The organism is Limosilactobacillus pulli (genome assembly GCF_947381555.1).
GTDB classification, from domain to species: Bacteria; Bacillota; Bacilli; order Lactobacillales; family Lactobacillaceae; genus Limosilactobacillus; species Limosilactobacillus pulli.
Genome location: NZ_CANCWQ010000001.1, coordinates 45,828 through 59,233 on the forward strand (window position 1 = coordinate 45,828; position 13,406 = coordinate 59,233).

Here is a 13,406-nt window from a genome sequence, read left to right on the forward strand (position 1 = left end):
TGTCTGGTGTCGCTCTTTGGCAGCTGCAACTAGTCTTGCAAGTCTTCCGTATGATCAGTATCAATCGTTACCTTGCCGGCTTCGATTTCTTCTAGCGCCATCCCGACCGACTTGATTGAGTCGTAGTGATCCAGCAGCAGTGGATGATCTTGTGCCAATTCCTCGGCTGCGTGGTTGTCCTTTGACTGATCTGCGTTTTCTGCCCGCCACTTGTCTGCACGGTACTTATCGATTTCGTGTGCCCGCTTGCTTGCCAGCATAATCAGCGAGTAGCGAGAGTCAACGCACTTCAGCAATTCATCGACTGATGGAAAAAGAATCATTTTTCTGAATCTCCTAACATTTCAAGGTAATCCGGCATTACGCGAGGTACCCGCAAGCGTTCGGAACGAATGATGTCCTTGATCTTGGTAACGGCATTGTCGACCTGATCGTTAACCACGGCATAGTCGTAGTTTTGCATCATTTGAATCTCACCGAATGCTTTGTGGATTCGTTTGTTGATGACCTCCATGCTGTCGGTGCCACGATGGATCAAGCGCTGACGCAATTCCATCAGGTCCGGCGGCGTAAGAAAAATGAAGACGCCATCAGGACACTTGGAGCGAACCTGCATGGCACCGTTGACTTCAATTTCCAAGAAGACATCTTTACCTTCATCTAGCGTATCATTTATATATTTTAAAGGGGTGCCGTAATAATTGTCAACATACTTGGCATATTCCAGCATCTGCCCTTCGCGAATGTGCTGCTCGAACTCTTCTTTTGATACAAAGAAGTAGTCCTTGCCATTGACCTCACCTGGCCGTGGCTGCCGCGTCGTCATTGAGACTGAGTATTGAAAATCATTGCCAGGCTGACTAAACAGCGCCTTTCTAACTGTTCCCTTACCAACGCCTGATGGACCAGACAAAACAATCAGCATTCCTCGCTTGCTCATATTGCTTCCATACCTTCTTTTCTCATTGCTCTTTTAATGATTAATGATAACATATTCTGCTTTGGTTTCGCGCATAAATTTAGCGATCATGTGGCATGAATCTGTATTTTCAATTACTGCGGCTGCCCAATGCCAGTTAAAAATTTAGACGATCCGGTTCGTTTTTCAAGCCAATGGCGAACCCTCAAATGACAAAACCTTCAAACTAAACGAGATCGTTTTTCACTAATGAAAGATAGCCAAACAGCCTGTCATTAAATGAATCTAACATGATCTCAGCACTATTAAAAAATTAATTGGAATTTACTGCTTGCGTTTTTGAACACTTGTTCGTATACTATAGTCACAAACGAGTGTTCGGAGGAATGATCATGCAAAATCAGCGGCAATCTATCATCAATCGTAGTACCAAAATTATCTCGCAAGGTCTGCACCACTTGTTCGAGCCAATTGAGTTCGCCCCAATTCCAGACCTGCTGAATCCCCAACCAGATTTTCAAAGGAAGCTTTTTATAAAAAAGGCCCTGGCTGATCACTTGTTGGTCTATGTGCAGCTGATGCCCAAAACCGCTGCCGGCCAACCAGTCGAAGCCCGTGGCTATTTAAAGTCGTTTGGTCAGAACCGCTACCTGATTCAATCAAAAAATCTTTCCTACTTCTTTGATTTTGATCAATTACGCTACATTGCCCATCCCGTTAGAGGTCGGGAATAAAGTCCGAAAATAGAAAAAAGGCTGAAGATTGCGTCATCCAAAACGTTGATCTTCAGCCTTTTATAATCACTAGAACAATTACTTTTTCCAACTTCTTTTATTTATTACGGAACGATTTACAACATATGTCTTATTACGGAATATCTCGCTTAAATAAACTACAACATGTAGATTGTCATCTACATTTAGTAATGTTATATTATTCTGGTTAAAAAAGTAAAGGAGGGATTTCATGACAAAGCGACGAACCCTTGATCGGGAAAAAGTACTTGCTACTGCTGAAAAATTAGCCGATGAACAAGGGCTTGAAGCTTTAACCATGCCCAATCTGGCTAAGGCACTCGATATTCGCTCGCAATCGCTTTATAACTACGTTGCCAACCGCGAAGAAATGGTGTCGCTGACTGGTGCTCGGTTGATGCAGCAAATGTACCGGCGGGTCGTTGATGGCATTATCGGCCTTTCCGGTTCCAAAGCCTACTTGAAATTCGCGGATATCATTCGTGATTTTTTGTTGGCTCATGCCTCTTTATCCGCAATTTTGTACCATGCCCAGCGTTTCTCGACTGACTCGGCAATGTATCACGAAATCAAGCGAATGATCAAACTGGTGGATCAAGTCGTCGATGTTGATGGCAACCGGCTGATTTCATCGCATGTGTTGGTAGGTGCCGTTTTAGGCTATATTTTCCTTGAAACGGCACCGCTCTACCAAGATGAGGATGAAGAAACCGCCACTGCAAATTACCATCAAATGCTTTTTCGGCTGATCGACCCGGTTGAAAAAGCCTCGGGCATGTAAGCTGCAATTTTTGTACATTATTTTTTATATAAATAGGTAAGGAGAAATTTTGAGATGCGATTTATTAAAAACCACGTTGGATCCTTGATCGCGTGGATTCTCATCGTTGTGATCTCGATCTTCATGCTGCCTAATGTCAATCAATTAACGCGTGAGCACTCGACAATCTCACTGCCTGCTAACGTGCAAAGTGAGGTTGCCAGTACGATTGGCAATCATTGGGGACATCATCAAAACAACACTTATCAAGTCGTTGCCGTCTTTAACAATAAAAACGGCGCGATGTCTAAATCGGATCAAAAAAACGTCAATAAGACGATCCGCTACTTAAAACGGCATAAATCCGAACTGGGCATTAAGTCCATGTTGACCCCATATGAAAACTCGGCTACCAAGAAGAACCTGATCTCTAAGGACAAGACCACTGAACTGGTCCAAATGAACGTTTCGAAAAAAGAAACCGTTTCAAACATCAACAAAAAATTAACCAAAGCCGTCAAGACCAATGGCATTCGGACCTACATTACTGGGGCCGATATCCTGCAAGACGACTTTTCCGGAGCTATTCAAGAAGGGATCAAGAAGACTGAGGTCATCTCGGTTATCTTCATCTTTATTGTCTTGATACTGGTCTTTAGGTCACCGATCGTTCCATTGATCTCACTGTTGACGGTTGGGGTTTCGTTCATTACTGCCTTTTCAATCGTTACCAACTTGGTTAAGAACTTTAATTTCCCATTCAGCAACTTCACCCAGGTCTTTATGGTTATCGTTTTGTTTGGGATCGGGACCGACTACAACATTTTGCTCTATGATCGGTTCAAAGCCAACCTGGGGAATGGAATGGATAAGTTTGAAGCCGCCAAAAATGCCCAGTGGAATGCCGGCAAGACGATTTTAATGTCGGGATCTTCCATTTTGATTGGTTTCTCAGCCCTGGGTCTAGCCCGCTTCTCGGTTTACAAATCAGCATCCGGGGTTGCCATCGGGGTTGCCGTTTTGCTGATCGTTTTGCTGACGTTAAACATGTTCTTTATGACGACCATGGGCAAGACCATGTTCTGGCCGGTCAAGACATTCAATGGTGAAACAGAAAGTCCATTCTGGCGCTTCTTGTCCAAGCATTCCCTAGCCCACCCAATCATTGCATTGGTCTTGGTATTGGCTGCTCTTTCGCCATTTTACTTCACTTATCAAAACAAGCTGAACTATGACGATACGGCCGAAATTTCTGACTCAACGCCATCCAAGCAAGGATTCCTGGTTGTACAAAAGCACTTCTCTAAAGGGACGGCTGAACCGGCTACCCTTTACATCAAGTCCAACCACACGCTGGATAATGAAAAAGATCTGAAGCTGATCGACCAGTTAACGGAACAGATCAAACATACCAAGGGCGTTAAGACCGTGGCTTCCGTTACTCAGCCGTCTGGTTCCAAGATCAAAAAGCTTTACGTTACTAGTCAAATGAAGACGGTCAACAATGGCGTCTCCACGGCACGTAACGGGATCAGCAAATTAAGCGCCGGCAGTCAGCAGATGACAAATGGGCTTAACTCGGCCGCAACTGGTACCAACCAGCTGAATAGCGGGATCAACTCCGCGGCTACTGGTGCCAATCAACTGACTTCCGGTCTGGCGCAGCTTAGTTCTGGCGGCAACCAAATGACGAATGGTTTAAACCAGCTTAGTGCCGGCAGCCAGCAGTTGGTCAACGGCATGAACCAGATGAGCCAGCAGCTCAGTTCCCAATTGACCGGCGCCAATGCCTCGCAGCTGCAGCAGCTGGAAAGCGGTCTGCCACAGATCAATAATGGGATCCAACAGCTGAACAGCGCTCTGCAGAGTCAAGGAACGTCAATTGATACGACTGGCATTCAAAACAACCTGCAAAACGTTGCCAGCCAGGCTCAAATCATCGGTGATCAACTGACGCAAGCCGGCAACACCTTAAAGAGCATTCAAGGAGCTACCAGTTCTTCTAGTTCAGCCAGCCTTAGCTCGATTATGACCCAGTTTAAGGCTGCGGAAAGTCAAGCCAACCTGAACGATCAGCAAAAAGCCGTGATGGAAGGTGCCATGCAGCAGATTCTTGGCGGTATTCAAAGCCAGATTGCCTCTCAGACCAACAGTCAAACCAGTGCTTTGAGCAGTCAGCTGCAAAGCGTGGCTCAAAACCTGCAGGCGGCTGGCAATGCGGACAAGTCACTGGCTGGCTCACTGCAAAACGTCGCCGGTTCGGCATCCAGCCTGCAAAATCTCAGCACCCAGGTTGCAACGCTGAAGGTTCAGGTTGCTCAATTGGCCCAAGCCTCTAACGTTGCGCTGCCAGGTGCCGTTTCAGCCTTGCAGCAGTTAACCAGCGGTCTCAACCAGATTCAAAGTGCGCTGGGTCAAGGTACCAGTGCTTTAGGTCAACTAAACACTGGGATCAATAAGCTGGCAGCCGCATCGCCACAGTTAAGCAACGGCATCAACTCAGCCTACTCTGGCAGCCAACAGCTCAGCTCCGGTATGGGACAGCTCAGTTCCGGCAGTCTGCAGCTTAACACCGGCATCAACAAGCTGGCTCAAAGCTCGCCGCAGATCACCAACGGCCTTAACCAGCTGAACTCTGGGCTGGCATCTGGTCAAGGCTATCTGACAGGCCTGCAAAAGTCAGCAGCTGCTGAAACCTTCTATATTCCAAAGTCGGTTCTGCACAGCAAGACCTTTAAGCCGGCAATTGACAACTACATGTCATCCAACCGCAAGATCACCAAGATTACGATTGTCTTTGACACCAATCCTAGTGACGAAAAAGCCACAAAGGATGCCGAAAACATCTCCAACATGGCTCGCAAGTCATTGAAAGGCACTGCTCTTAACAACGCCACGGTTGCCATGGGCGGTCAGTCTTCACGGATCAACGACATTAAGAACACGGCCAGCGGCGACTTTGTGCGGACCGCAGCCATCATGCTGATTGGGATTGGCATTGCACTGATCCTGATCACGCATTCACTGCTGCAGCCAGTCTACATTCTGGGTTCGCTGTTGTTGGCCTACATTTCCTCACTGTCAATCAACCACTGGCTGGTCGGTATCTTCATGCACCGCAGCATGTTGGCTTGGAATACGCCGTTCTTTAGCTTCATCATGCTGATTGCCCTAGGGGTTGACTACAGTATCTTCTTGATGACGCGTTATCGTGAAATCGACGAAAACAAGTATCTGCCAGGCGAACGAATCTACTATGCCTGTGCAATCATCGGGACCGTCGTTATCAGTGCCGCTATCATCTTGAGTGGTACGTTTGCTGCTTTGATTCCATCTGGCATTCCAACGCTGATTGAAGTTGCCATGACGGTGATCGTTGGTCTGATTATCTTGGTAATCATCTTGCCAATCGTTATGACCAGCACGATCTACTTGAGCTATCCAATTCGTAATCACGTCAAGGATAATCAAAACAAGCGCAAAGATTAATCAAGCATAAATCAAAAGAGCTCGCTGACTGGCGGGCTCTTTTCTTATATCGACATCCGGAAATTCGGCAGTCCCAATGTCCCAATACTGAGGGCCATTTATGGACGGGTAGTTTATCCGATTGTCTTGTTATTCAGCTCCCGACATCCTTGAATTGATCATCGGTAGCTTAACATCACTAGTCGTAGAATGATCCGTCTTCTGCAAAAACTTTGGTCAGTCCATCAACCGCCCGCTTAAGTTTTTCCATTGAAGCCGCGTATGAAATTCTAAAGTACCTTACCGGGAGCTTGGTGAAGGCCGCTACCGGAACAATGGCTACTTTGGCTTTTTCCGCCAGATGCTCTGCATAGGCCATTGAATCACCATCAAAACTGTCTGGAATTTTGACCCACAGATAAAAGGTCCCCATCGGCTTAGTGTAGTGGAAACCAATCTTATCCATGGCGTCCATTAAGAACTGTCGACGCTGATCATATTCCGTCTTCATTTGAGCAGTATCAGCCTTGCCATGACGAAGCGCTTCTTCAGCGGCATCCATGTTCATCGTAGCATTAGTCGAAATTGCTGCTTGATGAACTTTAGTAAGAGCTTTTAAGACATCACTCGGTCCACAGATATAGCCGACCCGCCAGCCAGTCATCGCGGCATTCTTGGATACCCCATTGACATAAAGCGTCTGGTCTGGCAAAAGCTTAGCCATTGGCAGGTGCTCGCCTTCGTAAAGCAGATCAGCATAGATCTCATCATCCAAGATAGCAACGTTGTAGTTCTTGAGCAGATCAGCCAGTGCCCGTACCTCGTCAGGAGTGTAGATGACACCGGTTGGGTTGACTGGATAGTTAAGTACCAAAACCTTTACTTTTTCACCATATTTATCCAACGCCTTTTTCAGTAATTCTGGCGTCACCTTAAAGTCAGGCTCTGTCGTTTCCAGTTCAACCGCTTTGGCATCACGCATCTCAGAGTTGATTCGATAAAGCGCGTAGGCAGGACAAGGAACCAGCACGACATCACCCGGCTGACACAAACCTGTAATGATCGTACTGATGGCCCCACTGGCACCTTCTGCAACGAAAATCTCGCTTTCCGGATCGTAATGAAGGTCTAAATCGTCTACCAGATATTCACTGATTGCGCTGCGCAGCCCTGGCGTCCCTCAGTTATGCGCGTAATGCGTATGGTCGTTAAGGATGCTTTTAATGGCCGCCAGCTTAACATGATCAGCCGTCTTGAAATCTGGCTCACCGATAGTCAGGTTAACCATTTCTGGATCACTGCCATATTTATTGTTAAGGACCCGAATCAATGATGCCTTGGCAAACTTTAAGCTTTCTGGAACCAACGATGCAATTTTACTCATGGAAACTTCCTCCTTATGACTTATCGACATAATAACAATCTGTTTTTACTTGACTACCAGCACATCGGCCTTAGCATGACGAACAACATAATCTGTGTGAGATCCCTGTACTGCTAAGGACAATGAGATCAATATCGTGCCGCTCCGGAAAATCATAGGCAAGAATGGTTTTGATACTGCCGATAACGACCTCGGCACTGGCATCTGCTCCCTTATCCTGCGCTTTTTTCAGATATGGCTGTAAACGTTGCTTGGTACGCTTGGTAAAGTCTTGATAAAAGTCTTCGTTGACCCCAAATGATGAATCCATCCCGCGGTCACGATTGACTACCCAAACCAAATACAGTTTCGCTGAAAAAACCTTGGCCAGATCAACTGCAGTTTCAAAGGCTTGATCAGCACGCTTAGACCCGTCAATTCCGACTAAAATATTTTTATAGGCCATTTTAATCAGCTCCTTTATAATCTAGATTTAAAAATTAATGCAAATATCCCCAAAACAAATATATTCTGAACCCAAACTCAGCTGACAAATTTCAATTTAATAGGCGTTTAATATAAAAATACCCTGCCATCATCAGCTTATTTCTGCTGACAATCACCGGGCATTTTTAATTATTATTTTCCATTTGATTCGTAGAAAACTGGGCCATCATCTTCAGGTTTCTTGGGCAATGCGTCTGGGATAATCATCGCCGCAATTACATAAAGAACGATCGATGGCACAATCGCGGTGAAAAGAGCCAGAGCAGCAATTACAAGTCGTACGATCGTTGAGTCAAAGCCAAAATAATCCGCGATCCCGCCACAAACACCAGCGACAATCCGATCGTTTGATTTCGTCAGTTTTTTCATAATGATCCCCCTATTTAATGGTCACGTCACCATCTGAAGCATTGACTTGCAGACGGTTTGGCGCAGTTTCGTTTTGAGTAAGCGTGCCACCATTTTCACTGGACTGATTGAATAAACGATTGTCGCCGTCACTAACCGAGGTCGAGTAGCCATCAGCTTTAGTGTTCAATGCTTCCACATCGCCATCCTTAGCTGTAATCGAGTAACCATTGGCAATCGTGATGTCGTTAAAATGAACGTCGCCATCCTGGGTACTGAGATTGCCACTATCCAAGGCAACAGAATTCATCGTAATATCCGAATCGGCCGTCTGAACCAGCGTCTTGGTTAAAGTAGAATCATTAACGGCAAGATCGTTATCGTTAAGGTGCAGCTGGCCACTATTGATCGTTAAGCCATTAAAAGCAGTATCCGTATCGTTAAACCGGAAGTCGGCCCGCTCAATTTCCAAATTACTCAGACTTACCTGACTGGCATCATTTACCTGCAAGTCATATTTTTCGATTTTCATTTTGGCAGCTGGTTCTTGAATGACTTGGCCATCATTAACCCGTAGCTGCAAATGCTTGAGCTTTACGTTCTTAGGTACCGTGATCGTCAGTCTGTCGTTTGCGACGCCATGATAAAAGCCAGTTGAAGAAAAACTAAAGCCATTAAAGCTAAAACCATGCTTACGACTCTTGGAATTGATGATTATCGTGCCGTTTTTCTTTGCAATGGTTGGCTGATTGCTCTTCTCACCAGCATACTTAACAGAGAAAGTCTTGCCCTGTTTGACAACGACATTCATATCGCTTACGTCTGCCTTAATTCGCTCAGCCTTAGCATAGGTCTGGGTCCGTGTTGTCTTGGATTTTGATACCACATGCGGAGTCAAGCCGTCAAAGATTACTGCTCGCTGACCATGCATTCCAATGCCAAACGCCAGCATAACAGCGCCAATCACTGTGATGACCAGGCCACTTACGATAGTCTTTTTCATTTTGCTGCCTCCCTTTTGATGTACCGGTAGTAGACGTGCTGAACGAGGCGCGTGCATGCCTTAACGATCCAGACAGAACAGCCCCAGACGAGCGGAATGACGATCAATAACAGTCCTAGTCCAATCAAGCCGATTCCCAGATAGAAAAGGGCCGTCCCCAGGTTGGTAAACAAAAGACTCAGACCAGTAAAAATGGCTGCCGCCGTTAGGAAGATGCCACCACCAGCAAGCGATATGACCACCACCACTCCACTAAAGACGACTGCAAAAATGGCAATCAGCACGCTCAGCAGAATCAAACCGACAATTAAAGTTGCCGGGGTGGCCAACAGCGCAAGGATAATCAGCCATGTCGTCTTAATCTTGGTTTTAGAGACAACCCGCTGATCTTTAGCCTCTTCTTTGATAGAGTGATCGGCAAGAATTTTTAAGGCAAGCTGACGCGGCGTTCCTAGTTCCCGCTCAATTTCTGCTTTGGTATCAATGCCGGCATCTGCCAGATACTCACTGTAAAATTCAATGACGTCATCAATCTCATCATCGGGCAGCTTGCGAAGGTAACGTCTTAACATCTGCATGTACTTTGCAGTTTCAGAAGTCATGTGTCTGATCCTCCTTTAAAGGATAATTGCTGGCCTCAAAAATCGAATCGAGGCTTTCCTTATAGTCTTTCCATACTTGCTTGACACGTGCCAGATGCGATTCACCAGCAGACGTAATGCGATAATAACGGCGATTGCGTCCGTGATATGGCTGATCGTACGTTTCGACGAACTGATCCTTTTTTAGCCGGCGCAGCACTGGATAAAGAGTGGATTCTGAAATCGTAATCGCTTTTTGCATGTCTTGCGTCAGCGCATAGCCGTAATAATCTTTGCGTTCAAGCAGCGCCAGTACCAAGCCATCCAAAAGATCAGCTGAAACTTGAATTTTCATTCCTCGTTTCGCCTCTTTTCACTTTTATTTTATAATATTATATCGTATATAATATATTGAGGCAAATAGATACCGCTGAATTTTAATTGAAACGCATACCGTGCTCAACCGTAGATAGCAAGCCAATAAAAAATGGGACTCCTGTCACTTGACAAGGCGTCCCTTTTTGATCTTCATCAATTAAATTTGATAAAGTTTCTTTAATCTATTCTTAATCGAAAATTCCGCAACTTCAGATAGTGGCTGGATAATCAATCGCATCTATATATTTCAATCCAACTTCCGTGCGTTCACAAAGGTAAAGCACCAAGAAGTTTAACGTGATGCACTCAGCAAATACCGAGCCTAGCGCGAATCATGAATGTGCCATCTGTAGCAGTTCTTTGGCATGCTCGCGACTCAGCTTGGTGATCTCTTCGCCCGAAATCATCCGTGCCAGTTCGTTGATCCGCTCGGCTGGCTTTAAAATCGTCACATGTGTGGTCGTCCGATTGTTTTGAACAGTCTTTTGAATCAGAAAATGATGCTGGGCAACGGCGGCAACCTGTGGGAGGTGTGTAATACACAGGACCTGTGAATGCTGGGCAATCAGCTTGATTTTATCGGCAATGGCCTGAGCAACGCGTCCGCTGACCCCGGTATCGACCTCGTCAAAAATAATCGAGGTGACGCCTTCATGCTGAGCAAAGATCGTCTTCAATGCCAGCATGACCCGCGAAAGCTCTCCACCAGAGGCAATCTTGACTAATGGCCCCATGCTTTCACCAGGGTTGGTTTGAATATAGAACTCAACGTTGTCAATGCCATCTGGGTAGAAGGTCATTGAATCGTTTTGATGGAACTTCACCTCAAAAACAGCCTTATCCATGTAAAGTTCTTTTAACTGTTGATGTACCTGACCGTTTAACTGATGGGCAGCTTTTTGACGGACCTGACTCAATTCACTGCCCAATTTCTGCAGCTCGCCAGTCACCGCGGCCAGCTGCTGCTTGAGCTCATCGTCTGAATCAGCGGTCTGCTCCATCGTCGATAGTTCCTTATGAATCTTTTCATAGTATGCCAAGACATCTTCAACCTTATCGCCATACTTACGTTCCAGGTCACCAATGATGGTCAATCTTTCATTGATCTGTTCCAGACGGCCATCATCAAATTCGAGCATATCTAACTGACGACTGGCAGCATTGGCAGCGTCTTGAAGCGAATAGTAGGCATCCCCCAGCGACTTGCTCAACTCATCATAGGCCGCATCAAACGGCGCGATTTCTTGAACCTCATTCATTGCCTGAGCAACCTGATCAAGGACCGGTGCCTCACCTTCATTTAAGACACCAACGACCAACTGCAGGGCATTGTTGATCTGTTGAAAATGCTCCAGGCGATCGCGTTCGCTGGTCAGCTCATCTTCTTCATTGGCGTGCAGATTGGCATCACTGATCTCTTTAACCTGGTAGCGCAGCATGTCCAAACGCTGTGCCCATTGCTGCGAGTCAGCCTGTTTACGACTCAGTGTTGCCTTTAGCTTAGCATAGTGCTGGTAAGCTTCTTGATATTTAGACAACAGCGGCTTAACCTGAGCGGCCGCAAACTGATCTAGCATGTGCAAATGGTTTTCCGGCTGCATTAGTTGCTGATGATCGTTTTGCCCTTGAATATCAACCAGATGCGCGCCGATTTTACGCAGCGTAGCAGTATTGATTAAGGAGCCATTAACGCGAATCACGTTGCGGCCGTTACGATGAATCTCGCGGGAAATAATCAGCGTGCCATCCTCGTGCTCGATTCCCAGTTCCTCTAACAGCTCAAAAAAGCGCGGATCATTTGGCAGCGTAAACTGGCCTTGCAGATGCAGCTTTTCTTCGCCATGACGAATAAACTCCTGAGAGCCGCGATTACCCGCTAACAACCCCACGGCATCAATGATAATGGACTTGCCGGCTCCGGTCTCACCAGTCAGAACCGTCATCTGATCGCTGAAGTCCAGCATAAGGTGCTCAATAATCGCCAAATTATCGATTGTCAGTTCCTGTAGCATAGCATCACCTGACTTTAGCGCAATGCCTGCAGTGTTCGCTCAAATTCAACGGCAGCTCCGGCAGAATGGCAGACGATCAAAACCGTGGCATCATCGCCAATTGCCGTAAACACTGTTGGATACTTCATTTGATTGATCAGCATGGCAGCAACCGGACCGTTACCTGGCCGCATCGTTAAGGACACGAACCGATCGCTGCGCTTCATTTCCTGCAATTCGTTACCCATCACGTTGGCCAGGCGCTCTTCTTTGTTGTCTTGGCGCCGAGCCGGCAAACTGTAGTGATAGCCGCCACCTACGCTTGGCACCTTGAGCAGCTGCATGTCTTTAATATCACGTGAAATCGTAGCTTGCGTCACCCGAATACCGGATTTGGCCAGTAGCTTAACGAGGTCTTCTTGACGCTCAACGTATTGATTGGAAATAATCTCTTGAATGTGTCGCTGACGTTCTGATTTCTTCATTAGACAAAACCTCCAAAACTAATCCTGCTTGTTCAGTTCCGCATAGGCCGCGTCAATCGTCTGGTCAATCTTGACTTCTGGTGCAATTTGGCCTTTTCGATCAACCAGTTTCAAGTGGGCCAAAAATTCGATATTGCCTTGACCACCTTTGATTGGTGAAAAGTCAAGACCTAAAACGTCGAAATGATCAGCAGTCGCAAATTCCAACACATGCTGCAGGACTTCTTCATGCACCTTGCGATCACGAACAATACCATGCTTGCCGACGTGTTCCTTACCGGCTTCAAACTGCGGCTTAATCAAGGCCACAACTGAGCCGCCCATCTTTAGAATTTTGGCCAATGGCGGCAAAATCAGACTCAATGAGATAAACGATACGTCAATTGAGGCAAATTCCGGCTGACCGTGCGTAAAATCGGCCAGCTTGCTGTAGCGAAAGTTGGTCTGCTCCATGACCACAACCCGCGGATCATCACGCAGCTGCCAAACCAATTGATTGGTTCCAACGTCTAAGGCATAGCTGAGCTTAGCACCATTTTGCAACATCACATCGGTAAAGCCGCCGGTTGAGCTGCCAATGTCCAATACAACCTTATCCTTAACCGAAATATCAAACGACTTGAGTGCCTTGGCTAATTTGAGACCGCCTCGGCTAACGTATGGCATCTTCTTGCCTTTCATATGCAGCGTCGTGGTGACCGGAATCTTTTGGCCCGGCTTATCAAGGCGCTCATTGTTCTTGCCTAGAATCTCACCGGCCATCACGGCACGCTTAGCCTGTTCTCTAGAATCAAACAACCCTTGTTTGACTAGTAAAATATCAACGCGTTCTTTTTCAATCATAATCT

15 protein-coding genes are annotated in these 13,406 nt (G+C 46.3%); 3 read left to right on the forward strand and 12 right to left on the reverse strand.

Translation table 11 applies throughout. The features are described from left to right. Positions 1-29: 29 nt before the first annotated feature. Both rpoZ and gmk read right to left on the reverse strand, forming a co-directional pair. Complete coding sequence (gene rpoZ / locus QOS03_RS00220) at positions 30-323, reverse strand: DNA-directed RNA polymerase subunit omega (protein ID WP_283574950.1); 294 nt, start codon at positions 321-323, stop codon at positions 30-32. After that, positions 320-940 carry a guanylate kinase gene (gene gmk, locus QOS03_RS00225; protein ID WP_006499602.1) on the reverse strand — a complete coding sequence of 207 codons (621 nt, stop codon included), beginning with the start codon at positions 938-940 and terminating at the stop codon, positions 320-322. The genes rpoZ and gmk overlap by 4 nt, the downstream gene beginning before the upstream one ends. Before the next feature lie 371 nt (positions 941-1,311). Between gmk and QOS03_RS00230 the strand changes: the two genes are divergently transcribed. From QOS03_RS00230 to QOS03_RS00240, 3 genes are all read left to right on the forward strand, one after another. After that, positions 1,312-1,653, forward strand: coding sequence for a hypothetical protein (locus QOS03_RS00230; RefSeq protein WP_169462169.1), 342 nt, complete (start codon positions 1,312-1,314; stop codon positions 1,651-1,653). Between the two features lie 232 nt (positions 1,654-1,885). Continuing rightward, positions 1,886-2,455, forward strand: coding sequence for a TetR/AcrR family transcriptional regulator (locus QOS03_RS00235; protein WP_283574951.1), 570 nt, complete (start codon positions 1,886-1,888; stop codon positions 2,453-2,455). Between the two features lie 54 nt (positions 2,456-2,509). Beyond that, positions 2,510-5,923 (forward strand): MMPL family transporter, encoded by a 3,414-nt coding sequence (locus QOS03_RS00240; RefSeq protein ID WP_283574952.1) that lies wholly within the window; start codon positions 2,510-2,512, stop codon positions 5,921-5,923. Between the two features lie 178 nt (positions 5,924-6,101). Here the strand turns inward: QOS03_RS00240 and QOS03_RS00245 are convergent, their stop codons facing one another. The 10 genes from QOS03_RS00245 to QOS03_RS00290 all read right to left on the reverse strand — a co-directional run bounded on the left by QOS03_RS00245 (position 6,102) and on the right by QOS03_RS00290 (position 13,398). After that, positions 6,102-7,070, reverse strand: a complete 969-nt coding sequence (locus QOS03_RS00245; protein ID WP_283575026.1) for an aminotransferase class I/II-fold pyridoxal phosphate-dependent enzyme — start codon at positions 7,068-7,070, stop codon at positions 6,102-6,104. A 12-nt stretch (positions 7,071-7,082) separates the two neighbouring features. After that, positions 7,083-7,286 carry a hypothetical protein gene (locus QOS03_RS00250; protein ID WP_283574953.1) on the reverse strand — a complete coding sequence of 68 codons (204 nt, stop codon included), beginning with the start codon at positions 7,284-7,286 and terminating at the stop codon, positions 7,083-7,085. Positions 7,287-7,356: 70 nt separating this feature from the next. Then, a complete protein-coding gene (locus QOS03_RS00255) occupies positions 7,357-7,731 on the reverse strand; it encodes a universal stress protein (RefSeq protein WP_283574954.1) in 375 nt (124 codons plus the stop codon). 173 nt (positions 7,732-7,904) lie between these two features. Beyond that, positions 7,905-8,141 carry a PspC domain-containing protein gene (locus QOS03_RS00260; RefSeq protein ID WP_283574955.1) on the reverse strand — a complete coding sequence of 79 codons (237 nt, stop codon included), beginning with the start codon at positions 8,139-8,141 and terminating at the stop codon, positions 7,905-7,907. A gap of 10 nt (positions 8,142-8,151) precedes the next feature. Continuing rightward, complete coding sequence (locus tag QOS03_RS00265; protein WP_283574956.1) at positions 8,152-9,123, reverse strand: DUF4097 family beta strand repeat-containing protein; 972 nt, start codon at positions 9,121-9,123, stop codon at positions 8,152-8,154. Then, the gene (locus QOS03_RS00270; protein WP_283574957.1) at positions 9,120-9,725 is read right to left on the reverse strand and encodes a DUF1700 domain-containing protein; all 606 of its coding nucleotides are present in this window, start codon (positions 9,723-9,725) and stop codon (positions 9,120-9,122) included. The genes QOS03_RS00265 and QOS03_RS00270 overlap by 4 nt, the downstream gene beginning before the upstream one ends. After that, positions 9,715-10,059: a PadR family transcriptional regulator gene (locus tag QOS03_RS00275; protein WP_283574958.1), complete on the reverse strand. Its 345-nt coding sequence runs from the start codon at positions 10,057-10,059 to the stop codon at positions 9,715-9,717. Before QOS03_RS00275 ends, QOS03_RS00270 begins: the two co-directional genes overlap by 11 nt. 355 nt (positions 10,060-10,414) lie before the next feature. Beyond that, a complete protein-coding gene (gene recN / locus QOS03_RS00280; RefSeq protein ID WP_283574959.1) occupies positions 10,415-12,094 on the reverse strand; it encodes a DNA repair protein RecN in 1,680 nt (559 codons plus the stop codon). 14 nt (positions 12,095-12,108) lie between these two features. After that, on the reverse strand, positions 12,109-12,558 hold the full coding sequence (locus QOS03_RS00285) for an arginine repressor (protein ID WP_169461862.1): 450 nt from the start codon (positions 12,556-12,558) through the stop codon (positions 12,109-12,111). 18 nt (positions 12,559-12,576) lie between these two features. Further along, on the reverse strand, positions 12,577-13,398 hold the full coding sequence (locus QOS03_RS00290; protein WP_283575027.1) for a TlyA family RNA methyltransferase: 822 nt from the start codon (positions 13,396-13,398) through the stop codon (positions 12,577-12,579). Between the last annotated feature and the right edge of the window lie 8 nt (positions 13,399-13,406).